This window comes from Stenotrophomonas sp. SbOxS2, from assembly GCF_013416715.1.
GTDB classification, from domain to species: Bacteria; Pseudomonadota; Gammaproteobacteria; order Xanthomonadales; family Xanthomonadaceae; genus Stenotrophomonas; species Stenotrophomonas lactitubi.
Genome location: NZ_JAAVXD010000006.1, coordinates 44,818 through 66,135 on the forward strand (window position 1 = coordinate 44,818; position 21,318 = coordinate 66,135).

Annotated in this window: 19 protein-coding genes; 8 read left to right on the plus strand and 11 right to left on the minus strand. The window is 67.4% G+C overall.

Features of this window, described 5'->3' with window-relative positions:
* Position 1: 1 nt before the first annotated feature.
* Complete coding sequence (locus HFK18_RS13755) at positions 2 to 1,123, minus strand: ABC transporter permease (protein WP_180166703.1); 1,122 nt, start codon at positions 1,121 to 1,123, stop codon at positions 2 to 4.
* A 92-nt stretch (positions 1,124 to 1,215) separates the two neighbouring features.
* Between HFK18_RS13755 and HFK18_RS13760 the strand changes: the two genes are divergently transcribed.
* Positions 1,216 to 2,475 carry a threonine/serine exporter family protein gene (locus HFK18_RS13760; protein ID WP_025878492.1) on the plus strand — a complete coding sequence of 420 codons (1,260 nt, stop codon included), beginning with the start codon at positions 1,216 to 1,218 and terminating at the stop codon, positions 2,473 to 2,475.
* A gap of 132 nt (positions 2,476 to 2,607) precedes the next feature.
* Here HFK18_RS13760 and HFK18_RS13765 read toward each other — a convergent pair whose 3' ends face one another.
* The 3 genes from HFK18_RS13765 to HFK18_RS13775 form a co-directional block, all read right to left on the minus strand.
* Complete coding sequence (locus tag HFK18_RS13765) at positions 2,608 to 3,000, minus strand: H-NS histone family protein (protein ID WP_180166704.1); 393 nt, start codon at positions 2,998 to 3,000, stop codon at positions 2,608 to 2,610.
* Between the two features lie 221 nt (positions 3,001 to 3,221).
* Positions 3,222 to 4,925, minus strand: a complete 1,704-nt coding sequence (locus HFK18_RS13770) for a proline--tRNA ligase (protein WP_180166705.1) — start codon at positions 4,923 to 4,925, stop codon at positions 3,222 to 3,224.
* 605 nt (positions 4,926 to 5,530) lie between these two features.
* Positions 5,531 to 5,908, minus strand: coding sequence for a DUF4124 domain-containing protein (locus HFK18_RS13775; RefSeq protein WP_180166706.1), 378 nt, complete (start codon positions 5,906 to 5,908; stop codon positions 5,531 to 5,533).
* 80 nt (positions 5,909 to 5,988) lie between these two features.
* Here HFK18_RS13775 and pssA point away from each other — a divergent pair, with 80 nt between their 5' ends.
* Genes pssA through rimI form a run of 3 tightly spaced genes read left to right on the plus strand, consistent with a single transcriptional unit; the run spans position 5,989 to position 7,771 of the window.
* Positions 5,989 to 6,768: a CDP-diacylglycerol--serine O-phosphatidyltransferase gene (gene pssA / locus HFK18_RS13780; RefSeq protein ID WP_099820368.1), complete on the plus strand. Its 780-nt coding sequence runs from the start codon at positions 5,989 to 5,991 to the stop codon at positions 6,766 to 6,768.
* Positions 6,765 to 7,277, plus strand: coding sequence for a hypothetical protein (locus tag HFK18_RS13785; RefSeq protein ID WP_180166707.1), 513 nt, complete (start codon positions 6,765 to 6,767; stop codon positions 7,275 to 7,277). Before pssA ends, HFK18_RS13785 begins: the two co-directional genes overlap by 4 nt.
* A complete protein-coding gene (rimI, locus tag HFK18_RS13790) occupies positions 7,274 to 7,771 on the plus strand; it encodes a ribosomal protein S18-alanine N-acetyltransferase (protein ID WP_180166708.1) in 498 nt (165 codons plus the stop codon). The genes HFK18_RS13785 and rimI overlap by 4 nt, the downstream gene beginning before the upstream one ends.
* A 66-nt stretch (positions 7,772 to 7,837) precedes the next feature.
* Here the strand turns inward: rimI and HFK18_RS13795 are convergent, their stop codons facing one another.
* The 5 genes from HFK18_RS13795 to HFK18_RS13815 all read right to left on the minus strand — a co-directional run bounded on the left by HFK18_RS13795 (position 7,838) and on the right by HFK18_RS13815 (position 13,879).
* Positions 7,838 to 8,659: an EamA family transporter gene (locus HFK18_RS13795; RefSeq protein ID WP_180166709.1), complete on the minus strand. Its 822-nt coding sequence runs from the start codon at positions 8,657 to 8,659 to the stop codon at positions 7,838 to 7,840.
* 129 nt (positions 8,660 to 8,788) lie between these two features.
* Positions 8,789 to 11,632 carry a valine--tRNA ligase gene (locus tag HFK18_RS13800; protein WP_180166710.1) on the minus strand — a complete coding sequence of 948 codons (2,844 nt, stop codon included), beginning with the start codon at positions 11,630 to 11,632 and terminating at the stop codon, positions 8,789 to 8,791.
* A 34-nt stretch (positions 11,633 to 11,666) separates the two neighbouring features.
* Complete coding sequence (locus tag HFK18_RS13805) at positions 11,667 to 11,858, minus strand: YqaE/Pmp3 family membrane protein (RefSeq protein ID WP_025879360.1); 192 nt, start codon at positions 11,856 to 11,858, stop codon at positions 11,667 to 11,669.
* Positions 11,859 to 11,877: 19 nt separating this feature from the next.
* Entirely contained in the window at positions 11,878 to 12,303 is a 426-nt protein-coding gene (locus tag HFK18_RS13810; RefSeq protein ID WP_025879359.1) for a DNA polymerase III subunit chi, read from the minus strand.
* Between the two features lie 97 nt (positions 12,304 to 12,400).
* On the minus strand, positions 12,401 to 13,879 hold the full coding sequence (locus HFK18_RS13815) for a leucyl aminopeptidase (protein WP_099820363.1): 1,479 nt from the start codon (positions 13,877 to 13,879) through the stop codon (positions 12,401 to 12,403).
* 104 nt (positions 13,880 to 13,983) lie between these two features.
* On the opposite strand from HFK18_RS13815, the gene lptF reads away from it, so the two are divergent.
* Together lptF and lptG are read left to right on the plus strand one after the other, a co-directional pair.
* Positions 13,984 to 15,066, plus strand: a complete 1,083-nt coding sequence (gene lptF / locus HFK18_RS13820) for an LPS export ABC transporter permease LptF (protein WP_100551516.1) — start codon at positions 13,984 to 13,986, stop codon at positions 15,064 to 15,066.
* Positions 15,063 to 16,169, plus strand: coding sequence for an LPS export ABC transporter permease LptG (gene lptG, locus HFK18_RS13825; protein WP_180166711.1), 1,107 nt, complete (start codon positions 15,063 to 15,065; stop codon positions 16,167 to 16,169). The genes lptF and lptG overlap by 4 nt, the downstream gene beginning before the upstream one ends.
* 82 nt (positions 16,170 to 16,251) lie before the next feature.
* Here the strand turns inward: lptG and HFK18_RS13830 are convergent, their stop codons facing one another.
* The gene (locus tag HFK18_RS13830) at positions 16,252 to 16,740 is read right to left on the minus strand and encodes an RDD family protein (RefSeq protein ID WP_180166712.1); all 489 of its coding nucleotides are present in this window, start codon (positions 16,738 to 16,740) and stop codon (positions 16,252 to 16,254) included.
* A gap of 56 nt (positions 16,741 to 16,796) precedes the next feature.
* Here HFK18_RS13830 and xerD point away from each other — a divergent pair, with 56 nt between their 5' ends.
* Together xerD and HFK18_RS13840 are read left to right on the plus strand one after the other, a co-directional pair.
* Positions 16,797 to 17,774 carry a site-specific tyrosine recombinase XerD gene (xerD, locus tag HFK18_RS13835; protein WP_180166713.1) on the plus strand — a complete coding sequence of 326 codons (978 nt, stop codon included), beginning with the start codon at positions 16,797 to 16,799 and terminating at the stop codon, positions 17,772 to 17,774.
* Positions 17,775 to 17,874: 100 nt separating this feature from the next.
* Positions 17,875 to 18,666: a DsbC family protein gene (locus HFK18_RS13840; RefSeq protein ID WP_180166714.1), complete on the plus strand. Its 792-nt coding sequence runs from the start codon at positions 17,875 to 17,877 to the stop codon at positions 18,664 to 18,666.
* A 121-nt stretch (positions 18,667 to 18,787) separates the two neighbouring features.
* Here the strand turns inward: HFK18_RS13840 and HFK18_RS13845 are convergent, their stop codons facing one another.
* Entirely contained in the window at positions 18,788 to 20,899 is a 2,112-nt protein-coding gene (locus HFK18_RS13845; RefSeq protein ID WP_180166715.1) for a glycosyl hydrolase family 18 protein, read from the minus strand.
* Between the last annotated feature and the right edge of the window lie 419 nt (positions 20,900 to 21,318).

Genomic DNA, 21,318 nt, shown 5'->3' on the forward strand with positions numbered 1-21,318 from the left:
GTCACCAGTCCATGTGCATGAACCACAACGCCGCGAAGGCGTCGATGATGATCACCAGCGAGATCGTCTGCACCACGCTGGAGGTGGTGCGCTCGCCGACCGACTGCGCGGTGCCTTCCACCTTCAGGCCTTCCAGACAGCCGATCAGGCCGATCACCAGCGCAAATACCGGTGCCTTGGACAGGCCCACCAGCATGTGCCGCACTTCCATCGTGTCGTGCATGCGCGCGATGTACATCTGCGGCGGAATATCCAGGTCGAACGCGCCGACCGTGATGCCGCCGGCCAAGCCGGCGATCATCGCGATGAAGGTCAGCAGCGGCAGGGTCACCAGCAGTGCGACCAGGCGCGGCAGCACCAGCAGGTCGATGGGGTCGAGCCCCAGGGTGCGCATCGCATCGATCTCCTCGCGTGCCTTCATCGCACCGATCTGCGCGGTGAACGCACTGGCGGTGCGGCCAGCCAGCACGATCGCGGTCAGCAGCACGGCGAATTCGCGCAGGAAGGCGATGTTGACCAGCTCGACGACGAAGATCTCCGCGCCGAAATCGCGCAGGATGGTCGAGCCGAGGAAGGCGATCACTGCGCCGACCAGGTAGGACAGCAGCGCGACCAGCGGCACGGCGTCTAGCCCGACCTGCTCCATCTGGTGCACGGTCGCGGTCAGGCGGAAACGTCGGGGTTCCTTGACCAGGCGTGCGGCCTTGACCAGGTTCTCACCGAGGAAGCTGCACAGCGCCTTGATGTTGTGGCCCGTGGCATGGACGCTGACGCCCAGCCGCTCCAGTGCCGCCAGCACGCCGAAGTCACGCTTCGGCTTCGGACGGTCGTCGGCCACTTCTTCGATGGTGCACACCAGCGCCTGGTGGTCCGGGCGGAACTGCAGCGCGTGCTCGCCGAGATCGGCACGATGGGCGACGCGCAGCACCTGCAGCACGCCGGCCGAGTCGAGCTGCTCGATGCCGGTGGCGTCGATGCCGGTCAGCGTGTCCGGAACGCCACGCAGCACTTCGGCCGCGGCCAGCGCGGTCTTCAGGGTCCAGTGGCCGGACAGCCGGATCAGTCCCGGATCCTGAGCGTCCTGTTCGAGCTGGGGGGCGTGGGTCGGGGTCATGGGGGCCATTCGGGTCGCAGCATAACCGTTCTGAATTGCACGTCGCGTCGAACCAGGATGAATTTCTCCAGCAGAGCCTGACGTAGGTAATACTACGGCGCATGTCCGCAGACGCTCACACGATCCCCACGCCCCAGGCCACCTACGCGCAGCGCGTGGCCTTCGTTTCCGAGATCGCCGGCCGCCTGCACAGCTACGGCACAACGGCCCAGCGCCTGGAAGCGGCGGTGGTTGCATTGGCCCGGCAGCTCGATCTGGATTGTGAACCGTGGTCGAATCCCACCGGCATCATCCTCAGTTTCAGCGACCCGGCGCAGGCCATCGGCTCCAGCGACATCACCCGGGTGATCCGGCTGGCGCCCGGCGAGAACGACCTGCACAAGCTCAGCGTGGCTGACGGGATCGCCGAAGAAGTGGCCAATGGCCGCATGAGCATCGCCCAGGGCCACACCGCGCTGCGCCAGCTGGACAAGGATCCGGGCCGGCGCGGCAAGCTGCGCACCATCCTGTCCTTCACCCTCGGTGCGGCCGGCGTGGCAGGCATGTGGAAGCTGCCGTGGCTGGACATCGCCACCGCCGGTGTCATCGGCCTGCTGATCGGCCTGCTCGGCATGGTTACCGACAAGCGCCCGGCCAGCCGTGAAGCGGCCGAAGCACTGGCGGCGCTGCTGGCCGGCCTGGTCGCCACCGTGGTTGCCACCTTCGTGGGCGCCCTGAATCTCAACACGGTGATCATCGCCTCGCTGGTGGTGCTGCTGCCGGGCATGTCGCTGACCAATGCGGTCAATGAACTGGCCAGCCAGCACTGGGTGTCCGGCACCGCGCGCTTTGCCGGCGCGTTGACCACGATCATGAAGCTCAGTGTCGGCGCGATGATCGCGGTGACCCTGGCCGATGTGCTGGGGCTGGACCCGATGATCCGTGCCTCGCGGCCACAGGGGCCGTGGGTCGAGTGGGGCTCGCTGCTGACGGCGGCGTTCGCCTTCGCCATGTTGTTCAAGGCCAACCGTCGCGACTATCCATGGGTGATCGCCGCCTCGGTCGCCGGTTACGCGATCTCCAAGTTTGGTGGTCATGCCTGGGGTACGCCGGCCGGCATCTTCCTGTCGGCGATGCTGCTGACCGCCGGCGGCAACCTGTTCGGGCGCGTGGTCGGCCGTCCCGGCGCGATCATCCGCCTGCCGGGCATCATCATGATGGTGCCTGGCAGCACCAGCCTGCGCGGCGTGCTGACCCTGGTCCAGCAACAGGACGTGGGCGCCGGCCAGAGCGTGTTCCTGACCGTGTTGAACGTGGTGATGGCGCTGGTCGCCGGCCTGCTGTTCGGCAACCTGCTGATGCCGGCGCGCAAGACGCTGTGATCGGGGGCGGTAGCGCCGGGCCATGCCCGGCGGATCGGGAAACCAACCGCTGCGCTCGCCGGGCATGGCCCGGCGCTACCCCAAAAAAACGCCGGCTTTCGCCGGCGTTTTTCATTGCGACCCGATCTGGCCTCAGGCCTTCTTGATCAGGAAATCTTCCGGCTTCTTGCTGCCCTTGGCGGTCAGCTCGGCCATCCAGCGCGGCTGCTTGCCACGACCGGTCCAGGTTTCCTTCGGGTTGGCCGGGTTGCGGTACTTCGGTGCAACCTTGCCCAGCTTGCGGCCGGCGGTCTTGGACGGGGCCTTGGTGGCCTTGGTGGCCTTGGCGACCTTGCGTGCGCGCGGTGCGGGTTCACCACCGAACAGTTCCTCGATGGTGTAACCCTCGGTCTTGGCCAGCTTGCTCAGCTGGGCACGCACCTTGGTGATCGGGCGACGCTTGGCGACGATGGTCTGCTGCTTCTTGGCTGTGCGGATCAATGCGCCCAGCTCACGTGCCGACAGGCCGGTCAGGTCGATGCTCATCAACGATTACTCCAGAAACTAATTTAGGGACAGGGACGAGCCGGTCCGTGGCGTCGCGGGACAGAGTAATGAGGAATTAATCCCAGCACAAACAGTTGCGGTCACCGTCTGTCGGCTGGCTGGCCCGGTTGCGACCATTTTGACCGGATTATGTCCGCTGCGATTTTCCGGGGGCGGCCATCCGGCAAAAAAAGACCGGGGTATACCCCGGTCTTTTCCGATCAATCCTGCAGGCGCTGCAGCAGGGTGGCCTTGTCCAGGCTCTCCGCTTCGGCGGCGCGGCGCGAGCGGTACTCGAAGGTGCCTGCGGCCAGGCCGCGCTCGCTGACCACCACCCGGTGCGGGATGCCGATCAGTTCCATGTCGGCAAACATCGCGCCCGGGCGCAGGCCGCGGTCGTCCAGTGCGGCATCCAGGCCGGCATCGCGCAGTTCCTGCAGCAGGCCTGCCGCCGCATCGGCCACGGCAGCGTCGCCCTTCGGATTGATCACGCAGACCACCACCTGCCACGGCGCCATCGCGTCGGGCCAGATGATGCCGGCGTCATCGTGGTTCTGTTCGATCGCGGCGGCGACCACGCGCGAAATGCCGATGCCGTAGCAGCCCATCGTCATCACCGCAGCCTTGCCGTTCTCGTCCAGCACGGTGGCATCGAGCGCTTTCGCATAGGTGCGGCCCAGCTGGAACACGTGGCCGACTTCGATGCCGCGGGCGATTTTCAGCTCGCCGCCATCCAGCGCACGATCACCGGCGCGTACATTGCGGATGTCCGCCACTTCCGGTTCCGCCAGGTCGCGGCCCCAGTTGACGCCAGCCAGGTGGAAACCGGCCTCGTTGGCACCCACGACGAAGTCGGACATCGCCGCCACTTCGCGATCGGCGACCACGCGGATCGGCTTGGCCGGCGCGACCGGACCGAGGAAGCCCGGGACGCTGCCGAGGTAGTCGGCGATCTCTGCTTCGCTGGCAAAACGCTGTTCGTCCAGGCCGGCAACCTTGCCCAGCTTGATCTCATTGACCTCGTGGTCGCCACGCACCAGCACCAGCACGAACTGCTGTTCCTTGCCTTCACCGGCGATCAGCGCCACCGACTTCACGGTGCGCTGCAGGTCGATGCCGAGCAGGGCGGCAACGTCTTCGCAGGTCTTCTGGATCGGGGTCTCGACCTTGCGCAGCGCTTCGCTGGCCGCAGCGCGCGCAGCCGGATCGGCGGCAATGGCCGCTTCCATGTTGGCGGCGTAGTCAGAACCGGTGGAGAACACCAGCGCGTCTTCACCGGAATCGGCGATCACGTGGAATTCCTGCGAGGCGTCACCGCCGATCGCGCCGGAATCGGCCTGCACCATGCGGAAGTCCAGGCCCAGGCGGGTGAAGATGCGGCTGTAGGCCACCTTCATGTTTTCGTACTCACGCACGAGGTCTTCGTCGTGCAGGTGGAACGAATAGGCGTCCTTCATCAGGAACTCGCGCGCACGCATCACACCGAAGCGCGGACGGATCTCGTCGCGGAACTTGGTTTGGATCTGGTAGAAGTTCACCGGCAGCTGCTTGTAGCTGGACAGTTCGCTGCGCGCGAAATCGCAGGCCGCTTCTTCGGCGGTGGGGCTGTAGCAGAAGGTCTGTTCCTTGCGGTCCTTGATCTTCAGCAGCTGCGGGCCGAACTTCTGCCAGCGGCCGGTCTGCTCCCACAGTTCCTTCGGCTGGATGGTCGGAATCTGGAATTCGACGGCACCGGCACGGTCCATTTCCTCGCGGACGATGCGTTCGACCTTGCGCAGCACGCGCAGGCCCAGCGGCGACCAGGTGTAGAGGCCGGACGCGAGCTTGCGGATCATGCCCGCGCGCAGCATCAGCCGGTGGCTGGTCAGCTCGGCGTCGCTGGGGGTTTCCTTGGTGGTGTGCAGGTGGAACTGGGAGAGGCGCATCGTCGGCTTCGGTTTACGGCAGAGACACCTATTCTGCCAGCCCGGCCGGGGGAGGGGTATCGGCCGGGCGGCGCCCGGCACCCGCAGAGGCCAGAGCAACGGCAACGTCAAAAGCGGGATTTCTGTGGGATGACGGGGTGGGTCCGGTTGCGGGGGACGCCGTGAATCCGTCCATGGAGGCTTGGGCGCGCCATCCATGGCGCTTACACCCCCGCAACCGGACCCACCCCGCCTTCGACAGTTTTCCGTAATCTGTCTGGACGGCGTGGCTTGCTATTGGTAGGTGTCGACCTTGGTCGACACCGTAGATCCACGCCATGCGTGGATGTTCTTCGTTCATTCGATCAATTTTCGAAATATTCGATTTCGATGGAGATTCATCCACGCATGGCGTGGATCTACTGGCCACCGGGAATCTGTCGAAGGCGGGGCACTGTGGGTTTGCGGGGTGTGAGCCGCATGGATGCGGCGACCAAGCCCCCATGGACGGGTTCACGGCGGCCCCGCAAACCCACAGTGCCCCGCCATCCCCCAGGAAGCCGCCGTTGCAGTTGCTCCGGCCGTTGCCTCCGCGGGTGCCGGGCGCCGCCCGGCCGATCCCCCCTTCAACCCGCCGGTGGGCAGTACGCCTTGATTGCCGCCTCGGCCAGGCCCTTCTGCGCGCTGCGCTGATCAGGGGTAAGTGCGGTATCGGCCTTGCCGTCGCCATCGGTGTCCTGCATCACCGGGCCGCTGCCCTCCAGCAGCGCCACGTTCGCGCGGGCGGTGCTGCATTGCTCCGGCACCGGCGCGGCGGCAGGCTCCGGGGCTGCGTCCGTCGCCGGTGTCCTGGCCTGGGCTCGGGTCTCGTATTTGGCCCCGGCCGGCGGCGTTTCCGAATACTGGGTCACGCCCCTGGCGTCCTTCCACTTGTAGACGGGGCCTGCCAGCGCAGTGGTACTGGCCAACAGCAGCAGGTATCCCAGGCAGGACAGGGCACGCATGGCAAACTCCGCAGAATGGGCGTAGAACGCCGATTGCAGCATTGGCGCCGACCGCTGGCAAGTCGATTAAACTGGATTCCATGGACCCGATCACACCGCCGCCGCGCTCGCGCACGATTTACCTGCTGCCCAACCTGTTCACCACGGCTGGGCTGTTCTCTGGCTTCTACGCCATCATCGCCGCGGCCAACGGGGATTTCGTCAATGCCAGCATCGCCGTGTTCGTGGCGGCGGTGATGGATGGCCTCGATGGCCGTGTCGCGCGCCTGACCGGCACCAGCAGCGAGTTCGGCGTGCAGTACGACTCGCTGGCCGATCTGGTCAGCTTCGGCATGGCGCCGGCCCTGGTGATGTACCACTGGTCCCTGTCGGAACTGAAATACGACGGTGAGCTGGTCGGTCGCCTGGGCTGGGCAGTGGCGTTCCTGTACGCCGCCTGCGCGGCGCTGCGCCTGGCGCGCTTCAACACCCAGGTAGCCGTGGTCGACAAGCGCTGGTTCGTCGGCCTGGCCAGCCCGGCTGCCGCCGGCCTGATGATGTCCTTCGTCTGGGCCTTCGCCGATGGCACCCTGGGCTGGAACGGCAACGAGCTGCGCTTCGTGGCGCTGGCGGTGACCCTGGTCGCCGCACTGCTGATGGTCAGCCGCATCCGCTTCTGGAGCTTCAAGGGCGGCGCGGCCAAGGAGGGCGCACGTTCGGACCGCGTCCCGTTCCTGGTGCTGGCACTGGTGCCGATCGCCATCGCCATCGCGGTGATCGACCTGCCCCGCGTGTTGTTCGTCGTCGGCATCCTGTACGCGCTGTCAGGCCCGGTGATGTGGGGCGTGCAGCGCCTGCGCAAGAAGCCCGAGGCGGCGTGAGCCAGGACCTGCCCGTGTTGTGGTCCCCGGCCCAGCAGGCCTGGCTGCAGGCCATGGGCTATACCGTCTATCACGATGGCAAGTTGGCCGCCGAAATGGACGCGGCATTGCAGCTGAGCGTGGCTGAAGCCGCGGCCTCGGCACCCGTGCCGGTCGCGCCGACGCGCACGGCGCCACCTTCGATGCAGCACGCACCCGGCCAGCGCGACGCGGCGCCGGAACCTCGGCCCGAGCGCGCGCCACCACGCACTGCCGTGCCGGTGGCGGCGCCGGATACCGTACCGGCGGCGGCCCGTCCGCTGCCCGCCGGCAACGCGCGCCAGCCGCTGGTGCGCCTGCCTGATCGCCTGCAGATCGCGCTGTTGCGCGCCTCGGGCTGCAATCCAAACGACCCGGCCACACAGACGCTGATGGAAAGCTGGCCGCTGGAACAACTGCGTCGCGACCCTGCAGCCAAGCGCGCGTTGTGGCCGCAGCTGCGCGCGCTGCGCAAGGGCGGAACCGCATGAGTGCGGTCAGCCAGCCCGGGCCGGTAGCGATGCGTGCACTGCGCGAGAGTGATCTCAACGCGGTGATGGCCATCGAAGTGCGTGGCTATCCCTATCCGTGGACCCGCGGCATTTTCCTGGATTGCCTGCGTGCCGGATATCCCGGCCTGGCGATGGAGCGCGATGGCCTGTTGATCGGCTATGGCGTGCTCAGCCTCGCTGCCGATGAAGCCCATGTGCTGAACATCTGCATCGATCCGCTGGTGCAGTCGCGTGGGCTCGGCCGTGAGCTGCTGCGTGCGCTGGTCCGCCTGGCCGCTGATCGAGGCGCGCAGCGGGTGTTCCTGGAAGTGCGTCCGTCCAATACCCCGGCGCTGGCGCTGTATCACAGCGAAGGCTTCAACGAGATCGGCCGGCGCCCTCGCTATTACCCTGCTGCGCAGGGGCGCGAAGATGCACTGGTGATGGCGATCGAACTGGTGGACGGCGAGCTGGAGACGATGCCGCCGCTGTAATGGAGAGGGTTGCCGGCCAGCGGCCGGCACTACCGATGAATCTCCACCTTGGTTGGCACGTGTTGCTCACGCCAGCCGCAGGGCCAACACGCCGGCCACGATCAACGCCGCCGCCAGCCAACGCGCGCGCGGCACCCGCTCGCGCAGCAGGAACACCGAGATCAGCAGCGCGAACAGGATCGACGATTCGCGCAGCGCCGACACCATGGCCACGGGCACCTGGGTCATCGCCCACAGCGCCATCGCATACGAGGCGGTGGTGCCGATGCCGCCGGCAACACCCAGCGGCCAGTGCTGGCGCGCATACGCCAGCAACTTGCCGCGCTGCCGATGCAGCGCCCACAGCGGCAACGGAATGCCCGACAGCAGGAACAGCCACAACGTGTAGCTCAGCGCATTGCCGGACAGCCGTGCGCCCTGCGCATCGACCAGCGTGTAGGTGGCGATCATCGCCGCCGTCAGCAACGGCAGCCGCAGCTGGCCACTGCGTGCGCCGCGGGCCATGCACAGGATGCCGCCACTCACCAGGATGACGCCGAGCCAGGCCGACGGCGGCAGGCGTTCGCCGAGCACGGCGCCGGCCAGCGCAACCAGGATCGGCGCGCAGCCGCGCATCATTGGATACGCCAGGCTCATGTCGACCTGCTGGTAGCAGCGTGCGACCAACGCGTAGTACGTCACCTGCAGCAGCACCGACGCGCCCAGCCACGGCCAGCTTTCCGCGGCAGGGAAGTGCAGCCATGGCAAGACGAGCACAGACAACAGCGCGGCGCTGCCGGTGACCAGTACGGTGCCGAGGAATTTGTCCGGTCCGCGTTTGACGATCGCGTTCCAGCTGGCATGTAGTGCCGCGGCAGCGAGGACCAGCAGGAAGATGGAAAGTGGCATCGGGTGATGATGCCAAAACGCAGGGGTGGGTGCCGACCTTGGTCGGCACATCGTTCTGCAGGGCAGGTGCCAACCTTGGTTGGCACTTCACAGCGGTGCGGACCACGGTCCACACCCACCGGCGAGGCGTTACAGCTTCGCGCGCTGCTCGCGCAGGCCAGCCAGCTGGTTGTTCCAGTCGACCAGGCGCACGCGCTCCTGCTCGATCACCGCCGGCGGCACCTTGTCGGAGAACTTGGCCAGCTTGGTCTCGCTCTTTTCCTGCTCGCCTTCCACGCGCTTGATCTCCTTGTCCAGGCGCGCGCGCTCGGCATCGAGATCAACCAGGCCTTCCAGCGGTACCAGCAGCTTCAGCTCACCGACGATCGCGGCGGCTGCCGGCGGCGCACTCTGTGCGTCGGCCAGCCACTGGATGCTGTCCAGCTTCAGCAGGAACGACAGCGAGGCACTGAAGCGCTCGATGCGCACGCGGTCCTGGTTCTGCCCGGCATGTTCCTGGCCGGCCAGCAGGCGCAGCGGCACCAGCTTGGACGGGGCGACGTTCAGTTCGCTGCGCACGCGGCGCACGGCACTGATCACCGCCTTCAACCATTCAACGTCGGCCTCGGCCTGCGCATGATCGCCCTCGAACTCGGCGGCGGTCGGGTACGGGCGCAGCGACAGCGTGGTTTCGGCCAGGCCCAGGCGCGGGGCCAGCTGCTGCCACAGCTGTTCGGTGATGAACGGGGTCAGCGGGTGCAGCAGGCGCAGCAGCGCTTCCAGCACATACAACAGTGTGTGGCGGGTGCTGTCAGCGTCGGCGGCATCGGCGCCATTCAACGCCGGCTTGCTCAGCTCCAGGAACCAGTCGCAGAACGCGTTCCAGGCGAATTCGTACAGGCACTGCGCCAGCAGGTCGAAGCGATAGGCGGCGAAATGGCCCTGCGCTTCGGCGGTGGTAGCGGCCAGGCGCGAGAGGATCCAGCGCTCGGCATCGGTACGCGGCGTCGGCACGCCGGTGAACGCCGCACCTTCGGTGTTCATCAGGGTGAAGCGGCTGGCGTTCCACAGCTTGTTGCAGAAGTTCTTGTAGCCCTCGGCGCGGTTCATGTCGAACTTGATGTCGCGGCCATGGGTGGCCAGCGCGGCGATGGTGAAGCGCAGCGCATCGGCACCATGGGCGGCAATGCCGTCCGGGAATTCCTTGCGCGTGGCCTTTTCGATCTTCTCCACCATGCGCGGCTGCATCAGCCCACCGGTGCGCTTGGCCACCAGATCATCGATGGTGATGCCGTCGATGATGTCCAGCGGATCGAGCACGTTGCCCTTGCTCTTGGACATCTTCTGGCCCTGGCCATCGCGGATCAGGCCGGTGAAGTAGACGTCCTTGAACGGCACCTTGCCGGTCAGGTTGTCGGTGGCCATGATCATGCGCGCCACCCAGAAGAAGATGATGTCGAAGCCGGTGATCAGCACCGACGACGGCAGGTAGCGGTCGAAACCGCGCTCGGCCATCGCCTGCTCGTTCGGCCAGCCCAGGGTGGAGAACGGCCACAGCTGCGAGGAGAACCAGGTCTCCAGCACGTCGCTTTCCTGGCTCAGCACCACGTCGCTGCCGAGATTGTTCTTCGCCCGCACTTCCTCTTCGCTGCGGCCGACGTAGCAGCTGCCGGTGGCGGCATCGAACCACGCCGGAATGCGGTGGCCCCACCACAGCTGGCGGCTGATGCACCAATCCTGGATGTTGGTCATCCAGTGGCGGTAGGTGTTGATCCAGTTCGGCGGCACGAAGGCGATAGAACCGTCTTCGACCAGCTCGAGGCCACGACGCGCCAGTTCGTCCATCTTCACGAACCACTGGTCGGTCAGGTACGGCTCGATCACCTGGCCGGTACGGTCGCCACGCGGCACCTGCAGCTTGTGCGCCTTGGTCTCGACCAGGATGCCCAGGTCTTCCAGTTCACCCAGCACGGCCTTGCGCGCGTCGTAACGGTCCAGCCCCTGGAAACGTTCCGGCGCGTTGTCGTTGATCGCCGCCACCGGGGTGAACAGGTTGATCATCGGCAGGCTGTGGCGCACACCCACCTGGTAATCGTTGAAGTCATGCGCCGGGGTGACCTTGACCACGCCGGTGCCGAACGCACGGTCGACGTAATCGTCGGCGATCACCGGCACGCGGCGGCCGGTCAGCGGCAGCACCACGTTCTTGCCGATCAGGTGCAGGTAACGCTCGTCTTCGGGGTGCACCATCACCGCGGTGTCGCCCAGCAGGGTTTCCGGGCGGGTGGTGGCGACCACCAGGTAATCGCGGGTTTCGCGCAGGGTTTCGACGCCGTCGGCATCACGCTCGACGTGCTCGTAGCTCAGGCCTTCATCCAGCTGGTAGGCGATCGACCACAGGAAACCGTCTTCCTCGGCGCTCTCCACTTCCAGGTCCGAGATCGCGGTCTTCAGCACCGGGTCCCAGTTGACCAGGCGCTGGCCGCGGTAGATCAGGCCCTGTTCGTGCCAGCGCACGAAGGCTTCGATCACCGCTTCGGACGGCTGCGGGTCCATGGTGAAGGTGCTGCGCGACCAGTCGGCCGAGGTGCCGAGGCGGCGCATCTGCCGTTCGATGATGTCGCCGGACTGCTGCTTCCACTCCCACACCTTGCCGATGAAGCCCTCGCGGCCCAGCGAATCGCGGGTCTCACCGTTGCCTTCCAGCGCCAGGTTGCGGCTGACCACCATCTCGGTGGCGATGCCGGCGTGGTCGGTACCGACCTGCCACAGCGTGTCGTAGCCGCGCATGCGGTGGTAGCGCACCAGCGCATCCATCAGGGTCTGCTGGAAGGCGTGACCCATGTGCAGGGTGCCGGTCACGTTCGGCGGCGGCAGCAGGATGGTGTACGGCTCGCCCTTGCCGGACGGCTTGAAATGGCCGGCCTTCTCCCAGGCCTCGTAGAGGTCGGTCTCGAAGGACTTCGGGTCGTAGCTGGAGGCGAGTTGGGTCATGCGGGGGAACCAGTCATCAAGGCGGGAAGGGAGATCAGCGCGACCCGAGGGTGCGCCGGATCTTCTGGTCGGTGTGGTACTGGCTGACCGAATAGGCAGCCCAGATCGCGGCGGGCAGCCAGCCGATCAGGGTGATCTGCAGGATCAGGCAGACGATGCCGGCAAAGGGCCGGCCGATGGTGAAAAAGGACAGCCAGGGAAGAATCAGGGCGATCAGCAGGCGCATCAAGGGGTCCTCGCAGGGCTTACATGTCGTGCTTGTTCAGGTCGTAACCGGCGGTCTTGTACTGGCGCCAGCGCTCGCGCAGCGGTTCGCGCGCTTCCGGATCGGCCGGCACCACTTCCAGCACGCGCTCGCACTGGCCAAGCCAGGGTTCGTCGCGCAGGTTGATCACCAGCGGCCGCACGGGCGCCTCGCCACCGGGCGGGGCGATCAGCACCAGCGCCTCTTCCTCGTCCACGTCCTCACCCACGATCTGGTGCGGAATGTAGGCATCGTCGTCGAACGACCAGAGAAGTTCGTCCAGTTCTTCGGCCTGGGCCTGGTCGCGGGCCAGCACCAGGGTGAACAACCCGGCGTCGTTGGCCTTGCGCGCCAGTTCGCAGACCAGGCGCAACGGCTCGGTCAGGAATCGGGGCTTGGCGATCAGGTAGAAGTCGGCGCGGGGCATGGCGGCATCCAGGTGAGGCAGGTGCCGATCCATGCCGGCTGACGGCTGGAGCGGCGAGGCCCCGGCCGGCGGTTGCCGGCCAGGGTCAGGTACAGCGTCAGGCGCGGGCGACCTGGTCCAGCAGCCACTGGCTCAGCAGGCCGACCGGACGGCCGGTGGCCATGCCGCGCTTGCCTTCATCGCTGGCCACGCCGGCGATGTCCAGGTGGGCCCAGCGCTGGCCTTCGGCGAAGCGCGACAGGAAGCAGCCGGCGGTGATGGCACCGGCCCAGCGGCCGCCGATGTTGTAGACGTCGGCGAAGCTGGAATCCAGCATCGGCTGGTACTCGTCCCACAGCGGCAGGCGCCAGGCGCGGTCGAAGACCTGCTCGCCGGCGGCCAGCAGCTCGTTGGCCAGGTCATCGTGCTTGCTCATCAGGCCCGCGGTCTGGTGACCGAGGGCGACCATGCAGGCACCGGTCAGGGTCGCCACATCGACCAGCGCCTGCGGCTCGAAGCGCTGCGCGTAGGTCAGGGCGTCGCACAGGATCAGGCGGCCCTCGGCGTCGGTGTTGCCGACTTCGATGGTCTTGCCCGACATCGAGGTGATGACGTCGGACGGGCGGTAGGCATTGCCGTCGATGGCGTTTTCCACCGCCGGCACCACCACCACCAGGTTCAACGGCAGCTTGGCCTTGACCGCAGCGACGAAGGTGCCGATGACGTTGGCGCCACCGCACATGTCGTACTTCATCTCCTCGATGCCGCCCTGGGTCTTCAGGTTGACGCCACCGGTATCGAAGGTGATGCCCTTGCCGACCAGCACGTAGGGCTTGGCGTCGCCGCCATTGCTCCACTTCAGCACCACCAGGCGCGGGCGGTTGGCCGAGCCACGGGCCACGGCCAGCAGCGAGCCCATGCCCAGCGCTTCCATCTGGGTCTCGTCGAGGATCTCGGCTTCGGCACCGTCATGCTCGCCGGCGAATTTCACGCCCACTTCAGCCAGATAGGCCGGGGTGCAGTAGTTCGGCGGCAGGTTGCCCAGCTCGCGGGCAAACTCGACACCGGCAGCGATGGCCTGGCCCTGGGCCAGGGCCTGCGCATCCTCACCGGCGATGGCCAGCTGGGCCAGGCCGGCATCGTCGGCCTTCTTCTTGCCCAGGGTGGCGGTGTAGCGGTAGGCCGCGTGGTCGGCAGCGATCACCGCCTGGCGGATCGCCCAGGCCGCGTCGCGGTCCTTCACCGCCACTTCGGACAGGGTGAACAGTGCGCTGCGCGCAGCGCCGGCCTTCAGCGCGCGCACAGCATCGCCGACTGCCTTCAGGTACTGCGGCACGCCGAAGCGGGCGGCATCGCCGAGGCCGACCACCAGCACGCGCGGGGCGGTCACGCCCGGCAGGTCGTGCAGCAGGGTGGTGGCGCCGGTCTTGCCGGACAGGTCGCCGCGCTGGGCCAGGGCGGCCAGGCGGCCACCGCTTGCAGCATCCAGTGCCTGCGCGGACGCAGTCAGGGTATGGTCGGCATAGGCGCCGACGACGAGGCAGTCAACGGCGGCCGAAGCCGCAGCGAGGTGGTTCAGGGTGAATTCGAGAGCCATTGAGCAGATTCCATTGGCAAGTCCGTACAATCGCGGACCGTTTACGCCCAGACGCTAGACTGGGCGGCACCGCGAACGAACCTGAGAGTTTAAACCACCGCCCCATGTTGAAGCTTGACCGCTATCTATTGGGCGATTTCGTCCAGAGTTTCCTGGCTACCCTGATCGTCCTACTGGTGGTCAGCGTGGGCGGCGTGCTGGTGGACATCCTCGGCAACATCGCCGACGGGCGGCTGCCGGCCAAGCTGCTGTTCTCGCAGCTGGGCCTGCAGTTCATCGTCTACATGCCGCTGATCCTGCCGCTGGCACTGATGCTGGGTCTGCTGCTGGCCATCGCCCGCCTCTACCGCGACTCGGAAATGGCGGTCATCACCGCCATCGGTGTCGGCCCCAAACGCCTGCTCAAGCCCCTGCTGCTGCTGGTGCTGCCGGTGATCGCGGTGGTCGGCGCCTGTTCGTTGTGGCTGGGGCCCTGGGCCCAGCGCACCGCCGAACAGATGATCCAGGACGCCAACCGCAGCGTGCTGATGGCCGGCCTGGAGCCTGGCCGGTTCACCCCGCTGCCCAATGGCGGCGTGGTCTACGTCGCCTCGATCTCCCCCGATGGCAGCCAGCTGGGCCGGGTGTTCCTGCAGCGGCAGAAGGAGGATCGCCTTGAAGTGGTGTCCGCCGCCAGCGGTCGCATGTACTTCGAAGGCGCCCGCCAGCGCTTCCTGGAACTGGATGATGGCCACCAGCTGGAAGGGCCGGCGGCCGGCGCACTGGATTACCGTCTGGCGACCTTCGCCCGCAACGACGTGGCCCTGCCCGACGGCAGTGAGGCCCGCAAGAGTGATGATCCCGAACTGATGCCGACCACCGCGCTGTTCGGCGACAAGCGTCCCGAGGCGCAGGCACAGCTGCACCGCCGCCTGGCCCCGCCGCTGATCGCGCTGGCCTTCGCCCTGCTGACCGTGCCGCTGGGCCGCAGTTCGCCGCGCCAGCAGCGTTACGGCCGGATGATGCTGGCCCTGCTGGCCTACATGGTCGGCACCAACATGATGTTCATCGGCAGCGGCTGGATTGCCAACGGCCAGATTCCGTCGGCGCTTGGCCTGTGGTGGCTGACCCTGCCGCTGCTGGCACTGGCGATCTGGATGTACGCGCGTGACGGCCGCATGGCCCGCCCGAAGGGAGCCCGCGCATGATGCTGCGACCGATGCGTTTCGATCTGTACCTGGGCCGCGCGGTGCTGGGCACCGTGCTGCTGACCTGGGCGGTGCTGGTCGGCCTGGACGTGCTGATGGCCTTCTCCGGCGAGTTCAAGGACATCGGCAAGAACGGCTATTCGCTGGGCCATGCGGCAGCCTGGGTGCTGTACACCGTGCCGCGCCGGGCCTACACGATGTTCCCGACCGCAGCGGTGATCGGCGCGCTGATGGGCCTGGGCCAGCTGGCCGCGACCTCGGAGCTGACCGCGCTGCGCGCGCTGGGCCTGTCGCGCAAGCGCCTGAGCGTGTCGGTGGCGATCGCCCTGTCGTTGCTGACCGGGCTGATGGTGATCAGCGCCGAGACCTTGGGGCCGTGGGGCCAGAACCGCGCCGATTCGCTGAAGATGAGTGCCAAGTGGGGCACCGACATTGCGGTAGCGCGTTACTCCGGGCTGTGGGCGCGCGAGGGTGACACCTTCCTCAACGCACAGGCGGGCGAAGAACAGCTGGTCGGCGACAAGGGCACCCGGCTGATTCTGCGTGACGTGCGCCTCTACAGGATCAACGAGGACGGGCGGGTGGGCACGCTGACCCATGCCGCCACCGCCGAGCATGACAAGGACGGCTGGGTGCTGACCGGCGTGCGCCGCGACACCTTCGGCGAGCGTTCGGCAACGCGCCAGGAAGTGGCCCGTGAGCCGTGGAATTCCAAGTTGGATGCCGGGGCGCTGGCCACCGGCATCGCCAAGCCGCGCAACCTCAGCGTGTCCGAACTGAGCACCAGCATCGCCTACCGCGAGCGCAACGGGCTGGATGCACGCGACTATGAGGATGTGTACTGGAGCCGCTGGTTCTATCCGTTGAATGTGCTGGCGCTGTGCCTGGCGGCGGTGCCGTTCGCGTTCGGTTCGCTGCGCAGTGGCGGCATGGGCAAGCGCCTGTTCCTGGGCATCCTGTTCGCGCTGGCGTTCTGGCTGCTGCAGCTGTTCTTCGGTCGCATGGCCGGCGCGCTGAAGTTCGACTACCGCATTGCCTACGCGCTGCCGCCGATCGTGATGCTGGCGGTGTCCGGATTGTTGTTCCGGCGCAAATCGGGCTGATTCCGGTGGCGCCGGGCCCTGCCCGGCGAAGGTGTGCGATATCCCACGTCCGCCGGGCCCTGCCCGGCGCTGCCAGCACAGGTCAGCGCTTCGGCATCCGCAGCAGCCGCGTGGCGCTCGCGCGGTCGTGCCAGGTCAGCCGCTGGCGATCCACCAGCGCCCACCAGAAGCCCAATCCGCCCAGCAGCAACGACAGCGTGGCCACCGCGAACCGCAGCCACAGCTGGCCGCGTCGCAACGGCGTGCCGTCGCGTGATTCCAGCTTCAAGCGCCACGGGCGCATGCCCAAGGTCTGCCCGCCGCGTCGCCAGCTGGCAGTGGCGTACCACCCGGTCATTGCCCAGCACACCGCCCACAGCAGCCATTGCCAGGCACTGAAAGGCGCGATGTTCTCGCGCTGCGCATGGCCACTGAACGTATAGGCCAGGGTGAACACGGTGCCGGCCAGCATCCACAAGGCCAGCACCGGCAACGCGTCATAGATCATCGCCAGCAGGCGCCACAGCAGCAGCGCGCGCGGGCGGGGCGTATCAGCGGCAACGTGGGCCGCATCGGTGGCGGGGCTCGACATGTGCCGAGCATACGCAATGCTGGCCGTGCCCGCAGTCGGCCTCGTATCCTGCGTGCATGGCCGTCACTTCCACTCCCGCCGAACGTCGTCAGCTGGTCCAGCAACTGCCCGAGCTGCGCAGCGAGGACGGCCAGCGCATCCAGCGTTTCCTCGACGCGATCTGGGCCGAGCACGGCCTGGCCCGCGCCACCCTGGACAGCTACCGCCGCGACCTCGAAGGCCTGGCGCGCTGGTGTGATGGGCGCGACGGCGGTCTGGCCGGTGTTGAACGCGCCGGGCTGTTCGATTACCTGGCCTGGCGCACCCGCCACAACTGGTCGCCGCGCAGCAATGCGCGGCTGCTGTCGGCGCTGCGTGCGTTCTTCGCCGACGCCGTGCGCCGTGGCGAACGCAGTGAAGATCCCAGCGCACTGCTCGATCCGCCGAAGCTGCCACGGCTGCTGCCCAAGGCGCTGGCCGAGAGCCAGATCGATGCGCTGCTGGCGGCGCCGGATATCGACAGTCCGCTCGGCCTGCGCGACCGCGCCATGCTGGAGCTGATGTATGCCGCCGGGCTGCGCGTGAGCGAGCTGGTGCTGTTGCCCGCCACGGCAGTGAACCTGCGCCAGGGCGTGTTGCGGGTGACCGGCAAGGGCAGCAAGGAACGCCTGGTGCCGCTGGGCGAGGAGTCGCAGTACTGGCTGGAACGCTACCTGCAGCAGTCGCGACCGCAACTAGTGGGCAAGGGCAAGGTGCAGGCGCTGGCCGACGGGCAGACGCCCTTGTTCATCGAACCGGCGCTGCATGGTTTGACCCGCCAGGCGTTCTGGCACCTGGTCAAGCGCTACGCGGCGGTGGCCGGTATGGATCCGGCGCGGATCAGCCCGCATGGCCTAAGGCACAGTTTCGCCACCCACCTGCTGAACCGCGGCGCCGACCTGCGCGCGCTGCAGATGCTGCTGGGCCACAGCTCGCTGTCCACCACCCAGATCTACACCCTGGTCGCACGCGAACACCTGCAGAAACTGCACGCCCGCCATCATCCACGCGGCTGAGCCCACGGCTGAACCCCTGCCGGGCCTGTGCGCGGCATCGCGGACCGCTCAGGATGGCTGTGTCAGAATCCGAAGTCTTCTTTCTGCTGCGGACTGCTCCATGCTCCGATTCGCCATCGCCGCCGTGTTCGGCGCGCTCAGCCTGAGTGCCTGCGCCCAGCCCGCCCCGCCCGCCGCAAAGGCGCCCGCCGCAGCGGCAGCCAAGGCCGGTCCTGCCGCCGCGGCCAACGGCCCGGCCGAGCAGGCCGTGCGCAAGGCACTGACCGAGCTCAACCCCGGCTTCCAGGTGGATTACATCGGCGCCGCGCCCTTCCCGGGCTTCCGTGAAGTGGTGGTCTCCGGCCAGCTGCTGTACGTCTCCGACGACGGCCGTTACCTGTTCCAGTCGCAGCCCTACGACACCCGCGCCAAGAGCCCGGCCAACAGCGAAGGCCTGCTGGGCTACCGTCGCGACCTGCTGGCCAAGGCCAATCATGGTGACCGCATCGTGTTCGCCGCGCCGAACGCGAAATACACCATCAGCGTGTTCACCGATATCGAATGCGGGTACTGCCGCAAGCTGCACCAGGACATCGCCGAGCTCAACCGCAACGGCATCACCGTTGAATACCTGGCCTTCCCGCGCATGGGCCTGGGCAGCAAGGATTACACCGACATGATCTCGGTCTGGTGCGCGGCCGATCGTCGCCAGGCGCTGACCAATGCCAAGCGTGGTGGCACGGTGGCCGCGAAGAACTGCACCAACCCGGTGGCCATGCAGTACGCCCTGGGCCAGCAGTTGGGGGTGAACGGTACGCCGGCCATCTTCGCGCCGGATGGCACCCAGCTCGGCGGCTACCTGCCGCCGGCGCAGCTGCGTGCCGCGCTGGAGAAGCTGTCGGCCAAGCGCTGACCGCCGCTGACCTTTTTCTGTAGAGCCGAGCCCATGCTCGGCTGCGGACACATCAGCCGAGCATGGGCTCGGCTCCACAGGTTGGAAACCGGGGATGCCAGTCGCATCCCCGGTTGTCTGCTTATTTCAAGCCATCACTGACCGCCTTGGTCAGCGTGCCCTGCGCATCGTCGCCGCTGAACTCCCAGACAAACGCACCGCCCAGTCCCTGGGTCTTCACGTAGCCCATCTTGCGGGTGATGTTGGCCGGGGTATCGAAGCTCCACAGTGTGCTGCCGTTGTAGATCCAGGTGGCACCGGCGGTGTTGTCGGTGTAGCCCTGCCACGCCAGGTTCTTCAGCACCTTCCAGTCTTCGATGCCGGCCTCGTAGGTGCCCGGTGCCGCACCGGTGGCGCTCTGGTACAGGCCGTTGTTGACGTTGGTCACGCCGGTCCAGCCACGCCCGTAATAACCGATGCCCAGGTTGAGCTTGGCGGCGGGGACACCGCGGCTGATGAAGGCCTCGATGGCATCGTTGCTGTTGTACAGCTTCTGGTCGCCGGTGGACGGATCACTCGGCGAATCGAACAGCGCCGATTGGTGATTGGTCTTCGCATCCCACGCGCCGTGGAAGTCGTAGGTCATCACGTTGATGTAGTCCAGGTACGGGTGGTACGCGGCCGGATCGGTAACGCGGATCTTGTCGATGCCGGCGCCGACCGCCACCGTCAGCAACAGGCCCGGACGCACCGCATCGAGCTGGCGGCGGAACTCGGCCATCAGCGCGGTGAAGTTGGCATTGTCCTCGGGCGTGCCGCAGGCGATACCGCAGGCCACCGGGTATTCCCAGTCGATATCGATGCCGTCGAACACGCCCAGCGCCGCGCCAGGGCCACCGGCGCCGTCGGTCACCGGCAGGTTGCCCTTGATGTAGGCGTCGATGCACGAGGCGACGAAGGCCTGGCGATTGGCCGGCTGCGCCGCGCTGGAGAAGCCGCGCGACCAGGTCCAGCCACCCAGCGAGATCAGCACCTTCATGCCCGGGTACTTGGCCTTGAGCTGCTTGAGCTGGTTCCAGTTGCCACGCAGCGGCTGGTCCCAGGTATCGGCGCTGCCGCTCACGCTTTCGCCGGCACCGAAGGCCTTGGTGTAGTCGGCGAAGGCATCGCCACCGGCACCGCTGTTCGGATCCGACGCCTGGGTGATGCCCACTTCGCAGCGGTTGTTGCGCACGTTGCCGAAGGCGTAGTTGATGTGGGTCAGGCGCGCGGCCGAACCACTGCTGTCGATGTTCTTGACCCGGTAGTTGCGGCCGTAGATGCCCCACTGGGTGAAGTAGCCGATGACCCGCTTGCCGGTGGTGCCACCGTCGCCGGCCAGGGTGCTGGCGGTCACCGCCGTGCCCTGCGCGGAGGCATTGCCGGCGTTGTCGCGGGCGCGCACGCGGTAGCTGTAGCTGGTGGAGGCGGTCAGCCCGCCATCGACATAGCTGGCGCTGGACGGTGAACCGACCAGGCTGCCGTTGCGGTACACGTCGTAGCCGGCGAGGCCGCTGCCACCGGTGTTGTCGGTGGACGGGCTCCAGCTCAGGGCGATGCTGTTGGCGGTGCGGGTGCCCACGGCCAGGCCGCCGGGCACGCTGGGCGCGGTGGTATCGCCACTGGCCGCGTTGACGGTGATGGTGATGGTCGCGGTGCTGGCGGTGGCGTTGTTGTTGTCGGTGGCGACCGCGCGCAGGGTATGGCTGCCGGCGCTGGCGTTGGCCCAGCTGGCGCTGTACGGCGCGCTGGTGTCGACGCCCAGCGAACTGCCATCGCGGAAGAACTCGACCTTGCTGACGCTGCCGTCCGCATCGCTGGCATTGGCGGTCACGTTGACCGTGCTGCCGGCGCTGAAGGTGGCGCCGTTGGCCGGCGAGGTCAGGCTGACCACCGGCGGCTGGTTGGCGCCGCTGCCGTCACAGGCGCCGAGGTTGGTGTAGTAGGGCGCCCCGGCCGGATGGTCCGGCGGTGCGTTCCAGATGTCCTGGTTCGCCCGATAGAGGACGCCTCCTTTCTGCAGGGTATCGCCACTCCGGTAGATCTTGGCCTGGTCCCATTCGGCTACGCCGGCACAGCTGGCGGCCTGGGCCAGGCCGGGCAGGGCAACGGCCCCGGCGAGGGCCAGCAGCCAGGCCAGACGGCGCGGGCGACAGCGATGAAGGGAAGGGCGGGCACTGCGTACATCGGCACTCTGCACAAGCGGGTCGTACATGGTGTGTCTCCGATCGATGGTTGGCGCACGGGCCACGACGGCGCCGCACGTAACGCAGGGTCCGGACATCGCCCGGGAAGGCGACGGAGGGGGCGGACGGAGGTACCTGGTGGGCCGGGGAGAGAGTCCGGCGCCAGGTGGGGACAACGTTGTCATCAATTGCGTGGTCAATCCGTGAGCGAGCGCATGGTTCGGGGATTTGGGCGAGAGCGGCGCTGGCGCGCGGTCGGCAGCCATCGGCGGAGCCCCTTCGTGGTTGGCATCTAGAGCAGGTTCCGGGGTTGGGCCGGGCGGGTGGGGTCATGCGGGGACGCCGTGAACCCATCCCTGGGGGCTTGGCCGCGGCATCCATGCCGCGGACACCCCGCCTGACCCCACCCACCCGGCCCCCGACAGGTTCATGCGGGCGCCAGCCACGA